Source organism: Halobacillus yeomjeoni, assembly GCF_020171525.1.
In the GTDB taxonomy this organism is placed as follows: domain Bacteria; phylum Bacillota; class Bacilli; order Bacillales; family Halobacillaceae; genus Halobacillus; species Halobacillus yeomjeoni.
The window spans coordinates 160,206-182,522 of sequence record NZ_JAIVAI010000005.1; the positions used below are offsets into that span (position 1 = coordinate 160,206).

Genomic DNA, 22,317 nt, shown 5'->3' on the forward strand with positions numbered 1-22,317 from the left:
ATAGGCTGAAGTAAATGCAAAAAAGGTGTGGTACACCATGTATTCTTATCAACAGCAATGGAACAACATGAACGGATACCCACAGTCATGGAATAACTGGTATTATCGCAATCCCGCGTTTCAGCCCTACTATCCTGCCGGGCAGCAAGTGTATTCCAATCCCCTTTATGGTTGGAATAATTATCATAATTATGCTCAAGGCACCTACAACTACTCGAACCCATACACGCATAGTTACGGGTATGGAGGGTATACTGGGAACGGAGCTCCGAACGCGTCCTCGTTCAACGTAGCCGATTTGCAAAAGACGGTCATCAATTATTTTCAGGATGAAGAAGGGCAGTTGGACTTGGATAAAATGATGTCTACGACGGGGCAGGTCATGAAAACTGTCCAACAAGTTTCTCCGCTCGTCAAAGGGATCGGCTCTTTCGTCAAAGGAATAAAATAAACGCGCTGCTGAGGGTACTCACAGCGCGTATTTTTTCAATTTTCAACATGCTTTATGCTATAATCTTCGCATATCTGAATGAATGGTGGAGGATCGGAATGAGTATTGGTTGTTTATGTATTCATGGATATACAGGCAGTCCTGAAGAAGTACAACCCCTTGTCGATTTTTTAAGTAAACGTACAAACTGGGAGCTTGTCAATCCTACGTTACCCGGGCATGGAGAAAAACTGGATCTCGCCGGGCATTACTTTCAAGAATGGATAGCTACAGCTGAATTAGCACTTTTAGGTCTCCTTGACCGGCATGAAACGGTCTATATCGTCGGTTTTTCCATGGGAGGTATGATTGCAGCCTATCTTGCAGCAAAACACCAAGTGGAGCGCATCGTTCTGCTGTCGGCAGCAGGGAAATATATCAGCCTCCCCCAAATGTGCAAAGATGTCGGCGGGATGTGTGTGGATGCTTGTAATGGTGCACTGGCTTCCAATGAACTGTTTCTAAGGTATCAAAAGAAATTGAAGCAGACGTACTTCATCTCTTCGTTGGAATTCATGAAATGTGTGAAGTTCACCCGCCCTTATTTAAGACTCGTCGAGTGCCCGGTATTGATCATACAAGGAGAACTGGACGGGATGGTTCCGAAAAAAGCGGCTGACTATTTGGATGATGAGATTCCTTCGTCTGACAAAGAGGTCGTTTTCCTGAAGCAATCCAAGCACCTGATCTGTCACGGGGATGATAAGGACGAGTTGTTTAACAGAGTTCTCGAATTTTTGAATTAAATGGGGCAAGGGGGATGAATGATGAGTGAAAATGATAAAAAAGCACCCATCCAACCCCCGTTCTTCTACGGTTGGGTTATTGTGTTCGTCGCTGGACTCGGCGTTTTCTTTTCTGGCCCAGGCCAAACGTATTCCGTTTCGATTTTCATTGATTACTATATTGAAGACTTCGATTATTCCAGGTCGTTGGTTTCCGGCATTTATTCCGGTGCTACCCTTTGTGCAGGTTTGACTTTATTTATGATGGGGCGTCTTGTCGATCGTTTCGGGCAGCGTGCCATGATGGTGGCCATCGGCTCACTTTTATCACTGGCTCTGTTTTGGAATGCCTTTTTAATCGGTCCGATCATGATGTTCCTCGGCTTTTTCATGATCCGGCTTTTCGGACAAGGGTCGATGACGCTGATACCGAATACCCTGGTGCCTCAATGGTTCATCCGGAAAAGAGGAAGAGCTCTCAGCGTCATGGCTATCGGGGGATTTGCAAGCTCAGCGCTGCTTCCTCCTTTGAATACGTGGCTGATTGAAGAATTCGGCTGGAGGATGACCTGGGGAATCTGGGGGACTGTCATTCTGGTATTATTCGTTCCGTCCGCTTATTTCTTTGTGAGGAATCAACCGAAACAGATCGGTGAAGTTCCCGATGGGAATCCAAAATCGATCAAAGGACAGGTGAATAAAAACCCGAATGTCGATGTGAATGAAAAAAGCTGGACACTGAAAGAAGCGATGGCGACTCGTGCTTTTTGGTTCATTTTATTCTGTGTGGTCGTTCCTGCTCTCGTCAATACAGCGATCACTTTCCACATGGTTTCCATCATGGATCTGAGAGGACTGGACACAGCCGTCGCAGCCATGGTGCTCACATTGATGGCTGTAGTCGGTTTTCCGGTTACATTCATCAGCGGCTATCTTGTCGATCGTTTCCAAGTGCATTACATACTTGCAATCACGTTTTTCGGTCACATTTTCACACTGCTTATCCTGCTGTTTACGGACACTTGGTGGCTGGCGGTGGGATTCGGGGTTGTGTGGGGAATGGTTTCAGGGTTTGAACGGATCGTTCTCAATATTGTCTGGCCGAATTATTTCGGCAGGGAGCATCTCGGAAGCATCAAGGGTCTGGCTCAGACGGTGATGGTCATAGGATCGGCGCTTGGCCCGCTGCCTTTCGGTATTTTTTACGACTGGCTCGGAGGTTATCAGGAGGTCATCCTTCTGACACTGTTGTTCCCGGTCACTGCGGGGATATTGGCATTATTATCACCACAACCGAAATATGAAGACTATCATGCATAAAAAAACGTCAGAGGCTGCTGTCCTCTGACGTTTTTATTAATCTTTGAAAAAGGCGATGACAAGGGCACCTTCACCAGCATGGGTGCTGATCAGAGGTCCCATTTCCATGAACAAGCTGTCCTTGAATGAATACTTTTCCTTGATGTCGTTTAACACTTTTTGACCGCGTGTCTCATCATTACAGTGGGATAAAGCAATGACACGATCCTCGAAGTTGTTCGCATATTCACCGATTTGTTCAACAAAACGGCGCAAGGCTTTTTTGTTTCCACGGACTTTCTCTGATACTTCGATTGCCCCATCTTCATCTGCTCTCATGAGCAGCTTGATATTCAGTGTTTTAGCAATGGCTCCTTTGACTTTATCAAGACGTCCCCCTTTGATGACATTTTCAAGCGTCTTCAAAATGAATAGGGTAGTCGTTCTTTCAATACATTCCTCCATATGGGAAACAAGCGCATCAAAGGTGATTCCTTCTTCGATTTTGCTTTCAGCTTCATTTAAAAGAAGTGCGATACCGCATGTAGCTGTTTTCGTATTCAATACTGAAATCTTTCTGTCAGGCTCTTCTTCAAGCAGCATTTCCATTCCCATGACACCACTCTCATACGTGCTGCTGAGACCCTGTGTCAAAGCGAGGACAAGGATTTCATCCTCCGGGTCCTGTTTTTTGAAATGGTCGTAGAAATCCTGAGGACTTGGGGAGGAAGACTTCGGCAGCTCTTCTGAACGCTTTAATTTTTCATAAAATGTCTGTAGATCAAGCTGCCCTGTCTTGTATTGTTCTTCTCCGAAATCCAAATTCAGCGGGACTGTGTTAGCTTCATACCTTTCACTCATTGCTTTAGGGAGATCTGCTCCCCCGTCAATAAAAAGTTTGATTGTCATCTCTACACCTGCTCTCAATTCTATGTTTTCTATACAAATACTCTCAAAGCTTCAATTCTTGTCTCTCACATGTGTGATCTTCGGTTTCACTTTTTTCGTCGTACTGAAAATGAACATCATCAATCCAAAAATGACGATAGAACCACCTAACCATTGCGACCAGGTGATGGCTTCTTCCAAAATCCAATAAGCCAAAATCGATGCGCCGATGGGTTCAAGCAGAACCGCCATAGAAATGGTGGAAGTACTGATCCATTTCAATGTCCAATTGAACAAAGAGTGTCCGAAAAAAGTAGGGATGATCGCTAAAGAAAGGAAAATCAACCACTCATCTCCTCCATACCCTGTGAAGGGATGATTGAGGAGAAGGTTATAAAACAAAAGTGTGACAGATGCCATTCCGTAAGCGATAAAGGTATAAGTCATCAATGACTGCCGCTTACGCAGATTCTGACCTAATAAAAAGTACCCGGTCACCATCATCGCTCCCAAGATAGCGAGCATGTCTCCAAATAAAGCCATCCCGCTGATCTGAAAATCTCCCCAGCTGATGATAAAGCTGCCGGTCAAGGTGATGATCAGGCTGAGAACGGCTCCTATCGTAAAACGTTCTTTGAAGAAGATGAATGTACCTATAAAGGCGAAAACGGGCTGCAGCGCTACAAGGACCACGGAACTTGCAACTGATGTATATTGTAAAGATTCAAACCAGAAGATGAAATGAAATGCCAGGAAAATGCCAGAAAAAACAGCAAGGATCCAATCTTTTTTGTGCGTCTGTTTGAGTTCGTCGAAATGTTTCCATAATACATAAGGGGCCATGATCACTACGGCCAGACCCAATCTGTAAAAGGCGATGATTGAAGCGGGGGTGTCTCCTGCCAGTTTAACGAAGATCGCGGCAGTGGAAATCGAAAGTACCCCGATAAATAAAATAATATAGGGATGGAATGGAGGTTTATCCATGGGATCCCTCCTCTGGTATTATCAGTTTGCAATCATTTTATCATTGTTCGGTTTGAAAAGCACAGATAAAATGTGTAGAATTATCATTAACAAGTGTGTTATGATGAATAAATCTATGATGCAAATAATCAGAGGAGCCTCTCCGAGACGTGTGGCGGAAGGCTTTTTTTACATGTTTATAGGTAAATAACAAATAGAACACTTTATATAAAAGGAGCATGAAATTAAGTGACAACATTTCAATCACTAGAACTTTCAAAACCGATTCTTAAATCATTAGACATTATGGGTTTTGAGGAAACGACACCGATTCAAGCACAAACGATTCCGCTAGGATTACAAGGAAAAGACGTTATCGGCCAAGCCCAGACAGGTACTGGTAAAACGGCTGCATTCGGAATTCCATTGCTGGAAAAGATCGATACGAAGAAAAAAGGGGTTCAAGGACTTGCAATCGCACCTACCCGTGAGCTTGCAATCCAAGTGGCAGAAGAACTGAACCGCCTTGGTAAAAGTAAAGGCGTACGCTCTCTGCCGATTTATGGTGGTTCCAACATGGAACGTCAAATCCGTGCCTTGAAAAACAACCACATCGTTGTAGCTACGCCGGGGCGTCTACTTGACCATATCCGTCGTAAAACGATCAAGCTTGAAAATGTACACACTGCTGTACTTGACGAAGCGGATGAAATGCTTAACATGGGCTTCATCGATGATATCCGTGATATTCTTAAGGCTCTTCCTGAAGAACGCCAAACCCTGTTGTTCTCAGCTACAATGCCGAAGGAAATCCGTGATATTGCAACGACATTGATGAAGAACCCGGAAGAAGTCAAAGTCAAAGCAAAGGAAATGACGGTTGAAAATATCGAACAGTACTTTGTTGAGATTCCTGAAAAGCATAAGTTCGATACGCTGACTCGTCTATTGGACATCCATGACCCGGCACTTGCGATCGTATTCGGTCGTACAAAGCGTCGTGTTGACGAAGTTGCTGACGGCTTACAAGCGCGTGGTTTCAGCGCAGAAGGTATTCACGGCGATTTGACGCAAGGAAAGCGTATGTCCGTACTGAATAAATTCAAACGCGGACGCATCGAAATCCTTGTAGCGACAGACGTTGCAGCACGTGGGTTGGATATCTCAGAAGTTTCTCACGTTTACAACTTTGATATCCCTCAAGATCCAGAAAGCTATGTACACCGTATCGGTCGTACAGGCCGTGCCGGACGTAAAGGAGAGTCCATCTCCTTCGTTACACCACGTGAGAAAGCTCAACTGAACTTGATCGAGAAGCTTACGAAGAAGAAAGTGGAGCGTCTGAAGGTTCCTTCTTCTGAAGAAGCACAGCGTGGACAGCAAAAAGTCGCGGTCGACAAACTGGTGGAAACCATCGATAAAAATGACCTTAAACACTATAAGCAATCTGCACACGAATTGCTTGAACAGCACGACTCTGTCGATTTAGTTGCAGCTGCACTAAAACAGATGACGAAAGAGCGCAGTGAAGTACCTGTCCGTCTTTCTTCTGTTCAACCGATCAGTGTGAAAAATGCCCAGCGCGATAAAGGGAAGAAGGGCTACCGCAAAGGCGGCAAACGAAACTTCAACTCTAAAAACAAATCCCGCAACCGTAACTTCAACGGTAAAGGGAAGCGCAGCTATCAAAACAAAAGAAGCGGATCCAACGCTAAATAAATGAACGAAAAGCCGGACCTTCAAAAGGTCCGGCTTTTATTATGCGAAGAAGTTCCTGTTAAATGAACAGAACCTCAGGTTAAAATGATCCGCTGGCGAGGGCGACGAGTACTAAAAAGATGATGAGTCCCCAGATGATATATTTTCCGTATTTCTTCATCGGGAGCTTCTTTTGATTCCATCGGTTTGGATCGAAGGAAATGTCTGAACGGGTAGATGAAGTACGCTGAGCCCTCACCTGCCAGATGGAAAACGGACGTGCACGCCTTAAAAGAAGGGGAGCGACAGCGAATCCCCCGATTAATCCGAAAATATGACCGAGTATATTGATGTTCGGTCGGGTGAAAGACATGAATAAACCTAATATCAGGATGACCATGATGATTTGGGAATTTGCCTGGTCAATCAAATGTTTTCTGAACAGCACCATATAAACATAGACACCAAAAATGCCGAAGATTGCTCCAGAAGCCCCCAAGTGGGCATAGTAAGCATCGGGATCAACGATGAATGTACCGAAGTTGCCGAAAATGCCCGCGGCTAAATACATGACGATGAACTTCCCTTTGCCTAGCATTTGTTCTAAAGCAGGGCCGAACAAAACAAGGGAAAAAGAATTGAACAGTGCGTGAGTGAATCCGCTGTGTAAAAATATCGGCGTTACAAGACGCCAGTACTCTCCTTGTAAAATGAAAAGGTTGACCCCGACACCAAAGCTCTCTAAATCTCTGGCGAATCCGAGGCCGAGAACATCGATCAGAATCCATAAAAAGAAGTGCAGGCCGACAAGAAAGGAGACGACCGGGTAAAATTTGAGAAATTCTTTGAAGCTTTCCGTCCTCAGGAACATAGGTTGATTCTCCTTTAAATAGGATGTGTTTGTACCAATATAATCGTTTTCAGTATCTAGTATTCTTTTTTATGACGTTGAATATCGGGTATACTACAAGTAGTTTTTATGAAAAGGAAGATGTATGTGATCAAAGGAATCGGAATTGACATCATCGACATGCAACGTATTAAACAAAGTATAAAGCGTAACCCTCGTTTCGTTCAACGAATATTGACGGAGAAGGAACAAGAACGCTACTTCCAATTGAGTGAACGAAGGCAGGTGGAGTATTTAGCTGGAAGGTTCGCGGCAAAAGAAGCATTTGCCAAATCAATTGGCACGGGAATCGGAGAACTGGGTTTTCAGGATATTGAAATCTTATCTGAATCTTCGGGAGCGCCGACGCTGAAAGCGAGAGGCTACGAGGATTTTTCCATATGGGTTTCCATCAGTCACAGTTCTGACCATGCCGTAGCCCAAGTTGTTTTGGAAGAGTGACCTGACATAATTACATAGTTTGTCTCATAACATTGTAATGCGGGTAGGAGGGAACGAATTGGATATTGTAACCGCACAAGAAATGTACGATTGGGATCGGGCGGCTATCGAAGCTGCCGGAATCGACGGGAAAATGTTAATGGAGAGTGCAGGCCGCGCCGTCGCGAATGATATGCTTCAACACATCAAAAAGCAGGATAAAGTCATCATTTTAATCGGTGCCGGGAACAACGGAGGAGATGGATTCGTCATCGCTCGTACTCTATTGAACAAAGGGTATGAGGTGGACACATGGCAGGTAGTTCCGGATGAGAAGATATCCGGTGACGCTGAAGCTCACAAGAAAATTTTCTTGTCTTCGGGTTATGACGTGTATCCATTCACTACGATCGAGGATCTTCATCCTCACTTGGAGCGGGCCGATGTGGTGATAGACGCCATGCTTGGCATTGGAGTGAAGGGACGTTTGAGAGAACCTTACGCTTCGATCATTCAAGTGGTGAACGACCTGCATGCATTCCGAATGTCTGTGGACCTGCCGACTGGAGTGCCTGCCGGTGAAGGCGAGAGTGGATTTGATGCCTTTCGTGCGGATTATACAACCATCATCGCTGCGCCGAAGCTGAGTGTTTTTCTCCAACAATCCCGACCCTTTTACGGGGAGTGGAATGTGGTGGAAATCGGATTGCCTGTCCCATTGCTGGAAAAGCCGAAGCGGAAACTTTGGGGGATCGATGAGGTGAAAGAAACGTTCCCTGTCAGAGCAGCTGATTCTCATAAGGGTAGCCACGGTAAAGGGTTGATGATCGGTGGATCTGCATTTATGCCGGGTTCGATTGCGATGGCTGCAAGGGCAGCCTTGAAAAGTGGACTGGGTTTATTGTCAGTAGCGACAGTTCGCGAAGCTATTCCTGCTGTTTCCTCTTTTGTTCAAGAGGCTACATTTTTAAATGTGGAAGAGCAGGAAGGGTGGATTGCCGGACAAGCATTGGAGCAAGCATCTTCATATGACGGCGTTTTGGTCGGTATGGGGCTCGGTCGAAGGGATGGGACGGAAGTTCTTCTCCAATCCTTGATCGACTCGGTCGATGGACCGTTGATCGTCGATGCAGATGGGTTGTATCTGATGAAAAGCTTGCTTCCTTCGCTCAAAAATCGAAAAACACCGACCATCCTTACACCGCACCCGGGAGAATTTGCGCACCTGGCAGGCGTTTCGATTGAGGAATTGCTGAAGTCTCCATTTTCCTACAGCCGTAATTTCGCTTTGGAATACGGTGTCCACCTGATCTTAAAAGGACCATCGACGATCATTACATCTGCCGATGGTGAGCAGCGTGTGGATGTTTCGGGGAACGCCGGTTTAGCCAAAGGCGGGAGCGGTGATGTGTTGTCAGGAATACTGCTAGGTATGGTGCTGCAAACAGAGTCGCTGATGGACGCCATGAGCAACAGTTGTGTCATCCATGGCTGCACGGCAGATTGGTTGACCCAAGAGACACATTCGGAAACGGACCTACTCGCTTCTGATGTCATTGAAGGTTTATCCCGAACCTTTCGTACACTTTCTTCTTCATCCAGATCATAACGTTCCCTTTGTCCTTAAGTAGAGACAAAGGAGTTGAGTCTTATGCAAAGACGTTTTCTGATTTTGATGTTTGCATTGTTTGCATTATTTGCTTTGACTGCATGTGGAGCGCAATCAAAAGAAGATGTCATGAAGAAGCTTGAAAAACAGTCGGAAGAAATGGCCGGGTATAAGACGGAAGCCAACATGAAAATGCGGACCGGTAAGGATGAACAAAAATATCATATCCAGGTTTGGCATAAGAAAGACGAGTTTTACCGAGTCAAGCTGGAGAGCGATAAAGATGAAAAAGGCAGCCAGATCATTTTGAAGAACGACAGCGGAGTCTATGTATTGACGCCGGCTTTGAATAAGAGCTTCAAGTTCCAAAGTGAATGGCCGCAAAACACAAGTCAGCCTTATTTATATGCTTCTTTACTGAAGGACATCCAAGCTGATGCAGATTCTGAATTCACAGCATCAGAGAAATATTTCATGTTCAAAACGAAGACGAACTATCAAAACAATAAGACTCTTCCGTATCAGGAAATCTACTTTGATAAGAAAACCTATCAACCTGTGATGGTGAAAGTTTTCGATCAGGATATGAACGCTCTGGTGGAAGTGCAGTTCGCCAATTTCGCCAAGGACGAATCATTGAAGAAAGAAGACTTCGATGTGGATAAAAATATGGCGATGGCCCCAACCGAATCACCAGTCGCGAACTTAGAGAATGAATCATTGGCAGAAGTGTTGTACCCACAAGAGACATATGGTGCAGAGCTCGCGAGTGAGCAGGAAGTGAAGACAGAAAACGGTACGCGGGTCATCATGACTTACGCCGGAGATAAAAACTTCACATTGATTCAGGAGAAAGCGGAAGTGCAGCCGGCCAGTGCTCAATATGCTGTGGAGGTCAGTGGTGATCCCGTCCAATTGGAAGATGGATCGATCGGTGCTATGGAGCATAACCGCCTGGAGTGGAATCAGAATGGTACCACCTACCAGCTTGCAAGCAATGAATTGACGCAGGCCGAAATGGTTTCTGTGGCCAGTTCCATTACCAGTTCGACAGCCAAATAACATTGCGTGGAGCAGGCTTAGCGGTCTGCTTTTATTTTGGAGTCATCCATCCCTGTGAATGATATCATCAGGCATAGTTAAAAAAGCTTCAAGGAGATGCGGTGGGAGTGTTCCGTCTTCAGCGCTGCGGTCACTTCCCCCTTATTTAGTGAGGAATCAGAGACTATTCGAGGTGGAGGGTGACCATACCTTCCAGCAAAGTTTTGGTGAGGATGTTGAAGGAATTTTGTAAGGCAGGGTTGAAGAGTGGAGACGGCTTCTGAATTTTATTGACATGGATTTCCTCTCGTTCAATAATAGAAAGATATTGAAAGAAATAGAGAGGAGCGGGTCTTTTGTCGATTGAAGCTTTTTACAGGGATTCATGGGTGGAAGTGGACCTTTCAAGTATTGAATACAACATCAATCAATTGAAACAGCGTCTTCATACAGATACGAAAATTTATGCAGTCGTCAAAGCGAATGCCTATGGACATGGCGATGAGCAGGTTGCTGAATGTGCATTAAGGGCAGGGGCGAAGGGCCTTGCCGTATCTTTGCTGGATGAAGCACTGAAATTAAGAGATGCCGGGATTGAAGCTCCCATACTAGTCATGGGTTGGATTCGACCGGAAGATGCCCATGTAGCAGCTGAAAGGGATATATCTGTGACTGTTTTCCAGGCAGACTGGGTTGAAAATGCCAGGCTGTCTCCTTCTGCAAAACCGTTGAAGATCCATATGAAATGGGACACGGGTATGGGAAGGATAGGAATTCGGACCAAGGATGAAATGGACGAGTTATTATCTATGATTCATAAAAATAAATTGATGGAATTAGAAGCGGTCTTCACTCATTTTGCTACGGCGGATGAAGAAGATCACGCTTATTATGAAGAACAGCAGGACCGTTTCGACCAATTATTTTCCCATTTTAAAAGGGTTTGGTCGAGAAATGTCGAAATTCATACAGGGAACAGTGCGGCAAGTATGAGGTTTCCGGATCATATGAAGCACTTTGTAAGGTTCGGAATCAGTATGTATGGCTTATATCCTTCCAGTGTAGTGAAAAAAGAGCGTCCGATAAACTTGAAACCTGCTTTTTCACTGCAAAGCCGGTTGATTCATGTGAAGAAGGTTCCGGCGAATGAATCGATCAGTTACGGGGCTACGTATCAAACAGAATCAGAAGAGTGGATCGGTACGGTTCCACTCGGATATGCGGACGGCTGGATCCGGAAACTCCAAGGGATGGAAGTCCTGGTCGACGGGAAGCGCCACCCGATTGTCGGAAGAATATGTATGGATCAATTCATGGTACGGCTGGATCAAGAATATCCTGTCGGTACAATGGTTACCTTAATTGGTAAACAAGAACATCAATCTATTTCAATGGATGAAGTAGCGGATTATTTAGAAACGATCAATTATGAAATCCCTTGTATGATCAGTTACAGGGTGCCGCGCATGTTCGTGGATCATGGAAATATCGTAGAAATTGATAATCCTCTTTAAACGTTGTCATTTCAGGGGTTAGACAAACCTCCCTATCTTTGGTAACAAGGCTGCATCATTCACAAAAAAATTCCAACCCGCCTTTGCAATAGACACTCCCGTTTGGTAAGATTAGAGTGGACTTATTGACTGGTTTTCTTTGAGAGAAGATGGTGGAGGTGTATGGTTTTGTCCGATAGCATGCAGGAAATTGTCATCCGGATTCCGGATAACCTACTCAATGAAGTGGACGGCTTCATTCAACTCGATAATAGTGATCGGAGCGATTTCATGTGTCAAGCAACTAAAATGTATTTGCGAGAAAAGAAACAACGCCATATCAGAGAATCTATGCGTAGAGGTTATATGGAAATGGCGAAAATCAATTTAAACATCGCTTCAGAAGCGTTTCAAGCTGAAGAGGAGGCCGAACACACCCTGGAGCAACTAGTGGGCGGGGTGTGAAGCCATTGATAGTCAAACGAGGAGACGTTTATTTCGCTGATTTGTCCCCGGTAGTGGGATCAGAGCAAGGCGGGGTTCGTCCTGTACTCATTTTACAAAACGATATCGGTAATCGTTTCAGCCCAACGGTAATCGTCGCTGCGATTACAGCGCAAATACAAAAAGCCAAACTTCCAACTCATGTTGAAATCGACGCAGAAAAATATGGGTTTGAACGAAACTCTGTGATCCTATTGGAACAAATCAGAACGATTGATAAACAACGTTTGACCGACAAGATTACTCAACTAGATGATCCGATGATGCAGCAAGTGAACAAAGCGTTGCAGATCAGTCTCGGCTTGATAGATTTCTGATTACAAAACTATATCTTCATGTTAAGAATAAAGCTGCCTGAAAAGTCAGCTTTATTTTTTTTGTTTTTCTAGTTTATAATAGATTTATTAAGGGAAGAGTTGACGGTGATTTATTTTAGAAGACGGATGACTATGAAAACCTACCCCATTTTTGATAAAATTATATCTAAATAATAAAGAACGTGAAAAATTGAGAAAGTTGACGGAGGCGGGGATACAAAAATGGATGAAAATTTGAAGGATATTGTTCTTGAGCACAGTGATGACATTGTAAAAATGTGGCTCGAAGAAATCAATACAAGCAACAAAAATGACTACACATCAACAATTTCAGACGAAATGGTTGAAAATACGAACCGAGAATTCGTGAACGTCATTTTTACAAGCATTGAAAAGAACGGTTTATCATCAGAATTGGACGAGTTTTCAGAGAGGCTTATCAATCTGGGATGGCCATTAAGTTATTTGACGGAAGGGATGCAGGTGTTCCGTCGTGTAGTGACCGGGTATATTCTCAAACAGACGGATAAAATCGACTCGGATTATTTCTCAGAAGTTCTGAAAGAAGTGGACGGATGGGTCGACCCGATCATCAATCGGCTCGTCAATGAATATTCAGGGAGCTGGGAGAACATCGTTTCACTTCAACGTGTAGCGCTCCAGGAATTATCAGCTCCTTTGATCCCGGTCATGGAGAACATTACGATCATGCCGCTGATCGGCACCATTGATACAGAACGTGCCAAGCTCATCATGGAAAACCTGTTGGACGGTGTCATCAAACATAACGCCGAAGTCGTTTTGATTGATATCACAGGGGTTCCGGTCGTAGATACGATGGTAGCTCACCACATTATTCAAGCGGCAGAAGCAGTGCGGCTGATCGGCTCCCGTTGTATATTGGTAGGCATTCGACCAGAGATTGCACAAACGATCGTCAACCTTGGGATCGATTTAGGCAAGTTCCCTACCAAGAGCTCGCTTCGAAAAGGATTCCAGACCGCTTTAGAACTGACCAACCGACGGATAGAAGAAACACAAAATAAAGAAGAAGATATAGAAAAACTAATCGATTCGCTGGATGGGGAGTGATACAGTGAGAATACCAATTTTAAAACTGCACAACTACTTGTTGATTTCGATTCAGATTGATTTGGACGATCAGACAGCCATCCAATTCCAGGAAGATTTATTAAGCAAGATTCATGAAAGTGGTGCATCTGGAGTCGTCATAGATTTGACCTCTGTTGATATCATCGATTCTTTTATTGCAAAAGTATTGGGTGATGTTGTAACGATGTCTGATTTGATGGGGGCAAAAGTTGTCCTTACAGGTATCCAGCCAGCGGTTGCGATGACACTGATTGATTTAGGCATTCATTTGCAGGACGTCCCTACTGCATTAGATTTAGAACAAGGACTGATCAAACTTCGTCAGGAATTGGAGGAGTAGCTATGGACTTCCAATCCTGTGTAAATATAAAAAAGGAGTGGGATATAGTCGGAGCTCGCCAACTGGGAAGGGATATTGCCAGGAAGATCGGATTTGGCACAGTTGATCAAGCTCGGATCGCCACCGCGATATCAGAACTGGCAAGAAATATTTATTTATATGCTGGAACAGGGAAGATCTGTTTTGAAACGATAGAAGAAATGGAACAAAAAGGTATCATGATCTTAGCTCTTGATAATGGTCCTGGAATTAAAGAACTCAGCCTTGTCATGGAAGATGGCTATTCAACATCAGGGGGACTCGGAGCCGGCCTTCCAGGAGTAAAGCGTTTAATGGATGAGTTTGATATCCATTCCGAAGAAGGAAAGGGCACTGAAATTAAAGTGATCAAATGGCTCCGTTAGAGGAGGTAAAAAATGAGCACACTTAAGCTTGAGTTGGAAAACTACAAAGAATTACTACAGGAATATATACGTACGAAAGATGAGCAGGCACTTTACCAAGCTGAACAATTCAGTAAACAATCAATGCAGCATAACATTTCTCCAGAAGAAATCATCAATGTCCACATCCAATCTCTAGAAGAAATTTACCCTGATATGCCCGATTATATTCAGGCTTCTATGAGTTTTTTACTGGAGACGATGATTTCCTATGGACTGGCTTATCAGGAGTATCAATCGTTACGTGAACGACAGCTTGAGCTCAAGTCTGAGATTTCTGTTGCTGCCAACATGCAGAAGACCTTATTATCAACGGTCAAACCTGAGCTTGATGAGTTGGATATAGGCGCTTTAAGTGTGCCGGCGAAGCAGATGAACGGCGATTATCACCACTTTGTCTACGATGGAGATGGGGCTCTCGGGATTGCGGTAGCCGATGTCATCGGTAAAGGGGTTCCAGCTGCTTTGTGTATGTCCATGATTAAGTATTCCATGGACAGCTTCCCGGAAATGCGTATGGACCCAAGTGTCATATTGGGCAGTTTGAACCGGGTCGTGGAGCGGAATGTGGATTCCAGCATGTTCATTACGATGTTTTATGGAATGTATGATACGAAAGATCATACATTTTCTTTTTCATCCGCCGGTCATGAACCAGGTTTTTACTACCATAAGGACAAAGACGAATTTGAAGAAATCGATGTGCCTGGATTAGTTTTAGGGGTTTCAGCAGAAACTACCTACAAACAGAAGCAATTGAAGGTTGAGCAGGGTGATATGGTCATTTTGCTGACAGATGGAGTGACTGAATGCCGCCAGGGAGACCGGTTCATCGAACAAGAGGAGATTCTGCATGTCATCAAATCGTATGCTCATCTGCCTTCACAGGAAATTGTCGAACAAGTGTATAAGCATTTCGAGAGACTTCAGGATTTTCAATTACGTGATGATTTCACATTAATAATTCTCAGAAGAAATGTTTAACAACTCTCTTGAAGGGGTAAGTGTGTATTTGATTGACTTTCATACGTAATAGGAGGACTCGATGATGAACTTGACTATAGATGTTACGAATAAAGAAAACCTTGCATACCTTTCGCTTTCTGGAGAGGTGGATGCTTTTACAGCACCAAAACTGAAAGAAGCATTGCTTCCGTTGACCAAAGAAGAGGGGCAGACGGTCGAAGTCGATCTACAGGACGTGAATTACATGGACTCTACAGGCCTTGGAGTTTTCATCAGTGCCTTGAAATCGACGAAAGAACACAACAGTGAAATGAGACTCGTACACCTGCAAGAACGTGTGTACCGCTTATTTAAAATCACAGGATTAACAGAAATTATCACTATTGATTCTGCAGTGCGGGGTGAAAAGTAATTATGGAATCATTTGATTTTGTTGAAGTGAAAGTCCCGGCAAAAGCTGAATATATCGGTGTAGTACGTTTAAGTACATCCGGGATTGCCAACCGGATGGGCTTTTCTTTTGAAGATATCGAAGATTTGAAAGTTGCTATTTCTGAAGCGATTACAAATGCCGTGAAGCATGCTTATGAAGATTCCGGTGAAGGTGAAATCACCATCGGATTCGGAGTATACGAAGATCGTTTAGAAGTGATGGTCGCTGATCATGGTGGAAGTTTCAATCTCGGAGAAGTTAAAGAAGATATCGGCCCATACCAGCAGGATGATAATATCGAAGAACTTCGTGAAGGTGGTTTTGGCTTATTCTTGATCGATGCACTCATGGATAAAGTAGAGATAAACAGTAAATATGGAGTAATTGTTCTAATGACAAAATATCTCCATGAAACTGAGGTGGGTCAGAATGGCGACCAAATCTCAACAACACAATGACGAAGTATACCAATGGATCGAACACCTGCAAGAACATCCTACAGATGAAGAGATTCAAGAAAAAATTGTCTTGGTCTATAAAGATCTTGTAGAGTCGATTGCAAGAAAGTATTCAAAGAATAGTACTATCCATGAAGATTTAGTGCAGGTTGGAATGTTAGGTTTGCTTGCCGCCATACGTCGTTATGACCCGGAATTCGGAAAGTCTTTTGAATCCTTTGCGATACCTACCATCATTGGTGAAATCAAACGTTTCATTAGGGATAAGACATGGAGTGTCCATGTCCCCCGCCGCATCAAAGAATTAGGACCTAAAATCAAGAAGGCTGCTGAAGAGTTGACCAGTCAACTTCAACGTTCACCTTCTGTTTTGGAAATTGCAGAACATCTGGAAGTTTCTGAAGAAGATGTCCTGGAAACGATGGAAATGGGCAAAAGTTACAAGGCACTGTCCGTCGATCGTAAAATCGAAGCGGATTCTGACGGCAGTACGGTAACGATTCTTGATTTGATTGGAAACCAGGAAGATGGTTATTCCAATATTGATCAAAGAATGCTGTTGGAAAAAATCCTGCCTATACTCACTGAACGAGAGCAGGAAATTCTTCAATGCACATATTTTGAAAATATGAGTCAAAAAGATACTGGTGAAAAACTCGGAATATCCCAAATGCATGTTTCCCGACTTCAAAGACGAGCTTTGCGGAAACTTAGAGAAGCACTACAGTCTGAATCAGTCGAGGCGTTCTAGTGGAACAAAAGCTGCGACATGTCCGCCTGTCGGTGTTCCAGATGGCAAAAAAGGGAAACTATTATTGTGGGGATAGTTATTTCTATAAAGAAACGGAAGAAGCGTTCGTTTGTGCTCTGGCTGATGGATTGGGAAGTGGTGAATCAGCCCGTGAATCCTCTAAGGCCGTAATGGAAGTCATTGAAGCAAATCCGTCCCTCACCATCGAGAACCTCATTAAGAAATGCAACGAAGTACTGGTCGGTAAACGTGGGGTCGTTCTTGGGATTTTGCGGATAGATTTCCAAAACGAAACATACTCTTATTCCTCTATCGGTAATATAGGGGTTATCACGATCACTCCGGATGGAGAGCGGAAAAGAAGCATTCCGTTAGCTGGATACTTAGCCGGTTACCGGAGGGAATTGCGGGTGACAAGAGGAAAGGTCAGCAAGGGAATGAAATTCCTGCTGTTTTCTGACGGAGTCCATGATCGTCGTTTATCTAAACACAGCACAGAGGCGAAAAGTGTAGAAATGATTACAGAAAATTATAAGTTACTCTATGGGCAGACGAGAGATGACGATACGACACTCATTGCTATGGAGTATGTGTAAAAAGGTCTTATTCTTTAAACAGAATAAGACTTTTTTTATGCGCTGGTTATACGGTTTTCAGTAAATCAATACATATTGAAAAGCTGTAATTGCTCGGGGCCTGCTCACGTTACCAGATTAGAGGTATAAGAAGTGACTGTTTTTCTGTAGTCTGAAACCACCTCTATCGCTTACTTTGTGAGAAGTGCATTTGAAAGGTTAGTGAAAACAGACAAAATACTACCGGTGGTAATTTCACACCCCCCTCTTTTTACATGAGGCATTGAAACTATCCCTGCCCAATCCAATAAGGTGGAAACAGCTTTTCGATAGGAAGGCTCAAGTATTTCCGGCCAGTCTTTGATACAATAAAAACCAGATGTATGTGAAGGAGGACTTTTTTTGAGTGAAGCAGTACAAACTCCAGATTTGATGAAACTGGTCGCTAAACAGACCAATCTCAGTGAAAAAGCAATCAAACAAGTCATCGACTTATTACAAGAAGGAAATACCGTTCCATTTATAGCTCGTTATCGTAAAGAATTGACGGGTGGTTTAGATGAAGTCCAAATCAAAGATATAGAAGATCAATGGAATTACGCGAAAAACCTGAATGATCGAAAAGAAGAAGTGATCCGTCTGATCGATGAACAAGGGAAGCTGACAGAAGAGCTTCGAAATGAAATCGAAAAGGCTTCACAGCTTCAAAAGGTCGAAGATTTATATCGACCATATAAACAGAAACGAAGGACGAAAGCTACAGTCGCCAAAGAAAAAGGGCTGGAACCGCTGGCTCATAAAGTTTGGGAGCAAAAGTCTCTCGATTTCAATGAAGAAGCGCAATCTTATTTTTCTGAGGAACATGAACTCCACTCCGTCGAGGATGTGCGGACGGGTGTCAATGATATCGTCGCTGAATGGATATCAGATGACCCGGATTATCGAGAGCAAATCCGGAAACAAACATTCCAAAAAGGAACCATCTCTTCTTCTGATAAAAATGCCGAAAAAGATGAGAAGGGCATTTTTGAAATGTATTATGATTATCAAGAACCGGTACGCTCCATCGTGTCCCACCGAGTGCTTGCATTGAATCGTGGAGAGAAGGAAGATGTGATTAAAGTATCTGTCCAACCTCCTGAAGAATCAATCATTAATTACTTAGAGAATAAAGTAATCCTGAAATCCACTACCGGAGATGTTCAATCCTTACTGAAGGAAGCGATTCAGGATAGTTACAAGCGCTTGATTCAACCATCAATTGAAAGGGAAATCCGTAATTCACTATCTGAAACTGCGGAGGAACAGGCGATTGAGGTTTTCTCAAGTAACTTAAGAAGTCTATTGCTCCAACCTCCATTGAAAGGGAAGGTCGTACTCGGCGTCGACCCTGCCTACCGTACGGGCTGCAAGTTAGCGGCAATCGACGAAACGGGGAAAGTACTGGATATCGCAGTGATTTATCCGACAGCTCCCAGGAATGATGTCAAAGGAGCAGAAAAAACGATCCTCTCCTTTATGGATAAGCACCCGATCGAATTGATGGCGATCGGTAATGGAACTGCATCCCGTGAAACCGAACAATTCATAGCAGATATGATTCAAAAACATAATTTGAATGCTTCCTACATGATCGTCAATGAAGCGGGAGCAAGTGTATACTCTGCTTCTAAACTGGCCCGGGAAGAGTTTCCGGACCTGCAGGTAGAGGAGAGGAGTGCCGTCTCTATTGCCCGCAGAGTACAGGACCCTCTAGCTGAACTGGTGAAAATCGATCCTAAATCAATCGGGGTAGGTCAGTATCAGCATGATGTCAGCCAGAAGAAATTGAATGAATCACTGACGTTTGTCGTTGAAACAGCGGTCAACCAAGTCGGTGTCAATGTCAACACAGCATCATCCTCGCTGCTTCAATATGTGTCGGGGTTAAGCAAAACGGTTGCCAATAACATTGTGAAGAAGCGGGAAGAAGTAGGGAAGTTCAAAAAACGTACGGAATTGAAAGACATTCCGCGCCTGGGTGCGAAAACGTATGAACAGAGTATCGGTTTCTTGAGAATTTTAGATGGAGATGAACCTCTGGATCGCACTTCTATTCACCCGGAGAGTTACAAGGCGACACGAGCTTTGTTGAAGAAGACCGATGCATCGGTGAAGGAGCTTGGAACGAAGGAAATTGAAGAGAAACTTCAACATATCAATGAGAACGATGTCGCAGATGAATTGGAAATCGGCCGGCCGACCCTCGACGATATCTTGAAGTCCTTGAAACAGCCGGGACGTGATCCGCGGGACGACTTGCCTAAACCATTGTTGAAGACCAACGTCTTATCTATGGAAGATTTAGAACAAGGGATGGAACTTGAAGGAACCGTCCGGAACGTTGTCGACTTCGGAGCCTTTGTGGACATAGGCGTAAAGCAGGATGGGCTTGTCCATATTTCCAAACTCTCCAATAAGTATGTCAAACACCCAATGGACATCGTATCGGTAGGGGACGTCGTCACCGTATGGGTCGATCAAGTCGATACACAAAAACAACGCATCGCCCTCACGATGCTGCAGAAATAATAAAGGACCTGGGAGAGTGAATCTCTTCCGGGTTTTTTATTTATACAAATGTTGATAGTAATACCAACATTGATTCAACATTTTTATTTGGTATTTATCTTTCTTTAAAAATGCTTTCGCCATTTGTTTCTTTAACCAAGACGGCATAGAAGGTCACTCCTTATGTTCATCTTTTTTAATATCTATGATAAAGTATGCGGAGAAACTTGGAGGTGTTCCTGTGACTGAAGATCAATTACAGAGATGGACGGAAGAATTGTCCGCTGTTTATTTCGATAAACCATTCATAGATAAAATCACTTTTAATTCACGCTTACGTACAACAGGCGGCCGTTACATTCCATCAAGGCGTATCATTGAAATCAATCCGAAGTATCTGGCCGAATTAGGTATTGATGAGATCGAAGGAATCATCAAGCATGAGTTATGTCATTATCATTTGCATATTGAAGGGAAGGGATACGCTCACCGTGACCCTGAATTCAAGGAACTATTGAAGAAAACAGGCTCACCTAGGCATTGCAAACCATTACCTTCTATGAAGAAAGCGGAAGTTCATCGTTATGAATGTAAAAAGTGTGGCCAGCAGTACCCCAGGAAACGAAGGTTGAATACAAAACGGTACGCTTGCGGAAAATGTAAAGGAAAACTGGAAAAAATGTAAAAAGACCATTGACGAACAACCAGGGGCGTGTTAAATTAATTAAGTCGCAGCAAACGACGCCCTGATCAAAGAAAAAAGCAGTAATTTTTCCTGAAAAGGGTTTGACAGAAAACGATAAATATTATATTATATAACTCGTCGCTGATAATTGAATTAACTCAGCAGACGACAGAAGAAATACCTTATTACATTATTCCAACGTAGCTCAGTGGTAGAGCAATCGGCTGTTAACCGATCGGTCGTAGGTTCGAATCCTACCGTTGGAGCCATTACGGAGAAGTACTCAAGTGGCTGAAGAGGCGCCCCTGCTAAGGGTGTAGGTCGCGTAAGCGGCGCGAGGGTTCAAATCCCTCCTTCTCCGCCATTTATTTAATGGCCCGTTGGTCAAGTGGTTAAGACACCGCCCTTTCACGGCGGTAACACGGGTTCGAATCCCGTACGGGTCACTTTCAATTACATAGGTCCGGTAGTTCAGTTGGTTAGAATGCCTGCCTGTCACGCAGGAGGTCGCGGGTTCGAGTCCCGTCCGGACCGCCATGTCATGTTTGGGCCATAGCCAAGCGGTAAGGCAACGGTTTTTGGTACCGTCATGCGCTGGTTCGAATCCAGCTGGCCCAGCCACTTTTTCTTTGAAAAAAGAGTTGACAAACACCGCGTAAAGTTATAAGATATTACTTGTGCTTTTGAAAGGGAAACAACCTTTCAAAAGAAAAAACTTTCTATCAAGAGCCATTAGCTCAGCTGGCAGAGCATCTGACTTTTAATCAGAGGGTCGAAGGTTCGAATCCTTCATGGCTCACCATTTTTATCTTGCGGGTGTGGTGGAATTGGCAGACACGCTAGATTTAGGATCTAGTGCTTCACGGCGTGGGGGTTCAAGTCCCTCCACCCGCATTCACCAATTTACCATGATCAGCATTCACTTGTTTCCATACAATTTGCGGTCGTGGCGGAATCGGCAGACGCGCTAGGTTGAGGGCCTAGTGGGGGCAACCCCGTGGAGGTTCAAGTCCTCTCGGCCGCACCATAAAACTTTTCAAAAAAAGTTCTTGCGTCTCAACCGATCAAATGTTACTATAGAATATGTTGCTTCAAAAGGCGCCCGTAGCTCAATTGGATAGAGCGTCTGACTACGGATCAGAAGGTTAGGGGTTCGACTCCTCTCGGGCGCGCCATTACATAAACGGGAAGTAGCTCAGCTTGGTAGAGCACTTGGTTTGGGACCAAGGGGTCGCAGGTTCGAATCCTGTCTTCCCGACCATCGAGAATTTACAAAATTATATGCGGGTGTAGTTTAATGGTAAAACCTCAGCCTTCCAAGCTGATGACGAGGGTTCGATTCCCTTCACCCGCTCCATTAACCAAATTTTGTGGGCCTGTAGCTCAGTTGGTCAGAGCGCACGCCTGATAAGCGTGAGGTCGGTGGTTCAAGTCCACTCAGGCCCACCATGAAAATTTTGATCTTTGAAAACTGAACGAACCAACCAGTACGTCAAGATATTTCTTCTTTAATAGAAGAAACTTAAACAAGCACATTCGGTGTGCAAATGAGCAAGACAAACTTTTTCAACTTTTATGGAGAGTTTGATCCTGGCTCAGGACGAACGCTGGCGGCGTGCCTAATACATGCAAGTCGAGCGCGG

General features: G+C 44.0%; 24 protein-coding genes, 12 tRNA genes and 1 rRNA gene. 33 read left to right on the forward strand and 4 right to left on the reverse strand.

Going from position 1 to position 22,317, the window contains the following annotated elements:
• The first annotated feature begins 37 nt into the window (after positions 1–37).
• From LCL89_RS13755 to LCL89_RS13765, 3 genes are all read left to right on the forward strand, one after another.
• Positions 38–451: a YppG family protein gene (locus tag LCL89_RS13755; RefSeq protein ID WP_224810563.1), complete on the forward strand. Its 414-nt coding sequence runs from the start codon at positions 38–40 to the stop codon at positions 449–451.
• A 98-nt stretch (positions 452–549) separates the two neighbouring features.
• Positions 550–1,236, forward strand: coding sequence for an alpha/beta hydrolase (locus tag LCL89_RS13760; RefSeq protein WP_224810564.1), 687 nt, complete (start codon positions 550–552; stop codon positions 1,234–1,236).
• 21 nt (positions 1,237–1,257) lie between these two features.
• The gene (locus tag LCL89_RS13765) at positions 1,258–2,535 is read left to right on the forward strand and encodes an MFS transporter (protein WP_224810565.1); all 1,278 of its coding nucleotides are present in this window, start codon (positions 1,258–1,260) and stop codon (positions 2,533–2,535) included.
• 36 nt (positions 2,536–2,571) lie between these two features.
• Here the strand turns inward: LCL89_RS13765 and LCL89_RS13770 are convergent, their stop codons facing one another.
• Positions 2,572–3,423, reverse strand: a complete 852-nt coding sequence (locus LCL89_RS13770; RefSeq protein WP_197318210.1) for a DegV family protein — start codon at positions 3,421–3,423, stop codon at positions 2,572–2,574.
• A gap of 51 nt (positions 3,424–3,474) precedes the next feature.
• A complete protein-coding gene (locus LCL89_RS13775; RefSeq protein ID WP_224810566.1) occupies positions 3,475–4,389 on the reverse strand; it encodes a DMT family transporter in 915 nt (304 codons plus the stop codon).
• A 228-nt stretch (positions 4,390–4,617) separates the two neighbouring features.
• On the opposite strand from LCL89_RS13775, the gene LCL89_RS13780 reads away from it, so the two are divergent.
• On the forward strand, positions 4,618–6,087 hold the full coding sequence (locus LCL89_RS13780) for a DEAD/DEAH box helicase (RefSeq protein WP_318245628.1): 1,470 nt from the start codon (positions 4,618–4,620) through the stop codon (positions 6,085–6,087).
• Between the two features lie 79 nt (positions 6,088–6,166).
• Here the strand turns inward: LCL89_RS13780 and LCL89_RS13785 are convergent, their stop codons facing one another.
• Positions 6,167–6,937, reverse strand: a complete 771-nt coding sequence (locus tag LCL89_RS13785; RefSeq protein WP_224810567.1) for a rhomboid family intramembrane serine protease — start codon at positions 6,935–6,937, stop codon at positions 6,167–6,169.
• Between the two features lie 126 nt (positions 6,938–7,063).
• On the opposite strand from LCL89_RS13785, the gene acpS reads away from it, so the two are divergent.
• From acpS to LCL89_RS13860, 15 genes are all read left to right on the forward strand, one after another.
• The gene (gene acpS, locus LCL89_RS13790; RefSeq protein ID WP_197318206.1) at positions 7,064–7,417 is read left to right on the forward strand and encodes a holo-ACP synthase; all 354 of its coding nucleotides are present in this window, start codon (positions 7,064–7,066) and stop codon (positions 7,415–7,417) included.
• Positions 7,418–7,475: 58 nt separating this feature from the next.
• On the forward strand, positions 7,476–9,005 hold the full coding sequence (locus LCL89_RS13795; protein WP_224810568.1) for an NAD(P)H-hydrate dehydratase: 1,530 nt from the start codon (positions 7,476–7,478) through the stop codon (positions 9,003–9,005).
• Positions 9,006–9,047: 42 nt separating this feature from the next.
• The gene (locus tag LCL89_RS13800) at positions 9,048–10,067 is read left to right on the forward strand and encodes a LolA family protein (protein ID WP_197318204.1); all 1,020 of its coding nucleotides are present in this window, start codon (positions 9,048–9,050) and stop codon (positions 10,065–10,067) included.
• A 335-nt stretch (positions 10,068–10,402) separates the two neighbouring features.
• Complete coding sequence (gene alr / locus LCL89_RS13805) at positions 10,403–11,560, forward strand: alanine racemase (protein WP_224810569.1); 1,158 nt, start codon at positions 10,403–10,405, stop codon at positions 11,558–11,560.
• A 162-nt stretch (positions 11,561–11,722) separates the two neighbouring features.
• Positions 11,723–12,004, forward strand: a complete 282-nt coding sequence (locus LCL89_RS13810; protein ID WP_079477086.1) for a CopG family ribbon-helix-helix protein — start codon at positions 11,723–11,725, stop codon at positions 12,002–12,004.
• A 5-nt stretch (positions 12,005–12,009) separates the two neighbouring features.
• Entirely contained in the window at positions 12,010–12,360 is a 351-nt protein-coding gene (locus LCL89_RS13815) for a type II toxin-antitoxin system PemK/MazF family toxin (RefSeq protein WP_197318373.1), read from the forward strand.
• Positions 12,361–12,582: 222 nt separating this feature from the next.
• Positions 12,583–13,452: an RsbT co-antagonist protein RsbRA gene (locus LCL89_RS13820; RefSeq protein WP_197318202.1), complete on the forward strand. Its 870-nt coding sequence runs from the start codon at positions 12,583–12,585 to the stop codon at positions 13,450–13,452.
• 4 nt (positions 13,453–13,456) lie between these two features.
• On the forward strand, positions 13,457–13,813 hold the full coding sequence (locus LCL89_RS13825; protein WP_014641677.1) for an STAS domain-containing protein: 357 nt from the start codon (positions 13,457–13,459) through the stop codon (positions 13,811–13,813).
• 2 nt (positions 13,814–13,815) lie between these two features.
• The gene (locus LCL89_RS13830) at positions 13,816–14,217 is read left to right on the forward strand and encodes an anti-sigma regulatory factor (RefSeq protein WP_197318200.1); all 402 of its coding nucleotides are present in this window, start codon (positions 13,816–13,818) and stop codon (positions 14,215–14,217) included.
• Between the two features lie 12 nt (positions 14,218–14,229).
• A complete protein-coding gene (locus LCL89_RS13835; protein WP_224810570.1) occupies positions 14,230–15,240 on the forward strand; it encodes a PP2C family protein-serine/threonine phosphatase in 1,011 nt (336 codons plus the stop codon).
• A 64-nt stretch (positions 15,241–15,304) separates the two neighbouring features.
• Positions 15,305–15,634: an STAS domain-containing protein gene (locus LCL89_RS13840; RefSeq protein WP_197318198.1), complete on the forward strand. Its 330-nt coding sequence runs from the start codon at positions 15,305–15,307 to the stop codon at positions 15,632–15,634.
• A gap of 2 nt (positions 15,635–15,636) precedes the next feature.
• Positions 15,637–16,113, forward strand: coding sequence for an anti-sigma B factor RsbW (gene rsbW, locus LCL89_RS13845; protein WP_206760759.1), 477 nt, complete (start codon positions 15,637–15,639; stop codon positions 16,111–16,113).
• Entirely contained in the window at positions 16,085–16,864 is a 780-nt protein-coding gene (gene sigB, locus LCL89_RS13850) for an RNA polymerase sigma factor SigB (protein WP_197318197.1), read from the forward strand. The genes rsbW and sigB overlap by 29 nt, the downstream gene beginning before the upstream one ends.
• Positions 16,865–16,905: 41 nt before the next feature.
• Entirely contained in the window at positions 16,906–17,460 is a 555-nt protein-coding gene (locus LCL89_RS13855) for a SpoIIE family protein phosphatase (protein WP_224810571.1), read from the forward strand.
• A 411-nt stretch (positions 17,461–17,871) separates the two neighbouring features.
• Positions 17,872–20,010, forward strand: coding sequence for a Tex family protein (locus tag LCL89_RS13860; protein ID WP_224810580.1), 2,139 nt, complete (start codon positions 17,872–17,874; stop codon positions 20,008–20,010).
• Between the two features lie 36 nt (positions 20,011–20,046).
• Here LCL89_RS13860 and cmpA read toward each other — a convergent pair whose 3' ends face one another.
• Positions 20,047–20,157, reverse strand: a complete 111-nt coding sequence (gene cmpA, locus LCL89_RS13865; RefSeq protein ID WP_197318196.1) for a cortex morphogenetic protein CmpA — start codon at positions 20,155–20,157, stop codon at positions 20,047–20,049.
• A gap of 73 nt (positions 20,158–20,230) precedes the next feature.
• Between cmpA and LCL89_RS13870 the strand changes: the two genes are divergently transcribed.
• From LCL89_RS13870 to LCL89_RS13935, 14 genes are all read left to right on the forward strand, one after another.
• A complete protein-coding gene (locus tag LCL89_RS13870; protein ID WP_224810572.1) occupies positions 20,231–20,674 on the forward strand; it encodes a SprT family protein in 444 nt (147 codons plus the stop codon).
• Between the two features lie 194 nt (positions 20,675–20,868).
• A tRNA-Asn gene (locus LCL89_RS13875) sits at positions 20,869–20,943 on the forward strand.
• 4 nt (positions 20,944–20,947) lie between these two features.
• A tRNA-Ser gene (locus LCL89_RS13880) sits at positions 20,948–21,038 on the forward strand.
• A gap of 10 nt (positions 21,039–21,048) precedes the next feature.
• Positions 21,049–21,120 (forward strand) — tRNA-Glu (locus tag LCL89_RS13885).
• Positions 21,121–21,134: 14 nt separating this feature from the next.
• Positions 21,135–21,211: transfer RNA gene (locus tag LCL89_RS13890), tRNA-Asp, on the forward strand.
• A 9-nt stretch (positions 21,212–21,220) separates the two neighbouring features.
• Positions 21,221–21,295 (forward strand) — tRNA-Gln (locus LCL89_RS13895).
• Between the two features lie 105 nt (positions 21,296–21,400).
• A tRNA-Lys gene (locus tag LCL89_RS13900) sits at positions 21,401–21,476 on the forward strand.
• A 10-nt stretch (positions 21,477–21,486) separates the two neighbouring features.
• Positions 21,487–21,568, forward strand: a tRNA-Leu gene (locus tag LCL89_RS13905).
• Positions 21,569–21,614: 46 nt separating this feature from the next.
• Positions 21,615–21,701, forward strand: a tRNA-Leu gene (locus tag LCL89_RS13910).
• Positions 21,702–21,772: 71 nt separating this feature from the next.
• Positions 21,773–21,849, forward strand: a tRNA-Arg gene (locus LCL89_RS13915).
• 9 nt (positions 21,850–21,858) lie between these two features.
• Positions 21,859–21,935, forward strand: a tRNA-Pro gene (locus LCL89_RS13920).
• A gap of 22 nt (positions 21,936–21,957) precedes the next feature.
• Positions 21,958–22,031: transfer RNA gene (locus LCL89_RS13925), tRNA-Gly, on the forward strand.
• A 15-nt stretch (positions 22,032–22,046) separates the two neighbouring features.
• Positions 22,047–22,123: transfer RNA gene (locus LCL89_RS13930), tRNA-Ile, on the forward strand.
• 123 nt (positions 22,124–22,246) lie between these two features.
• Positions 22,247–22,317 (forward strand): 16S ribosomal RNA (locus LCL89_RS13935); the annotation flags it as partial.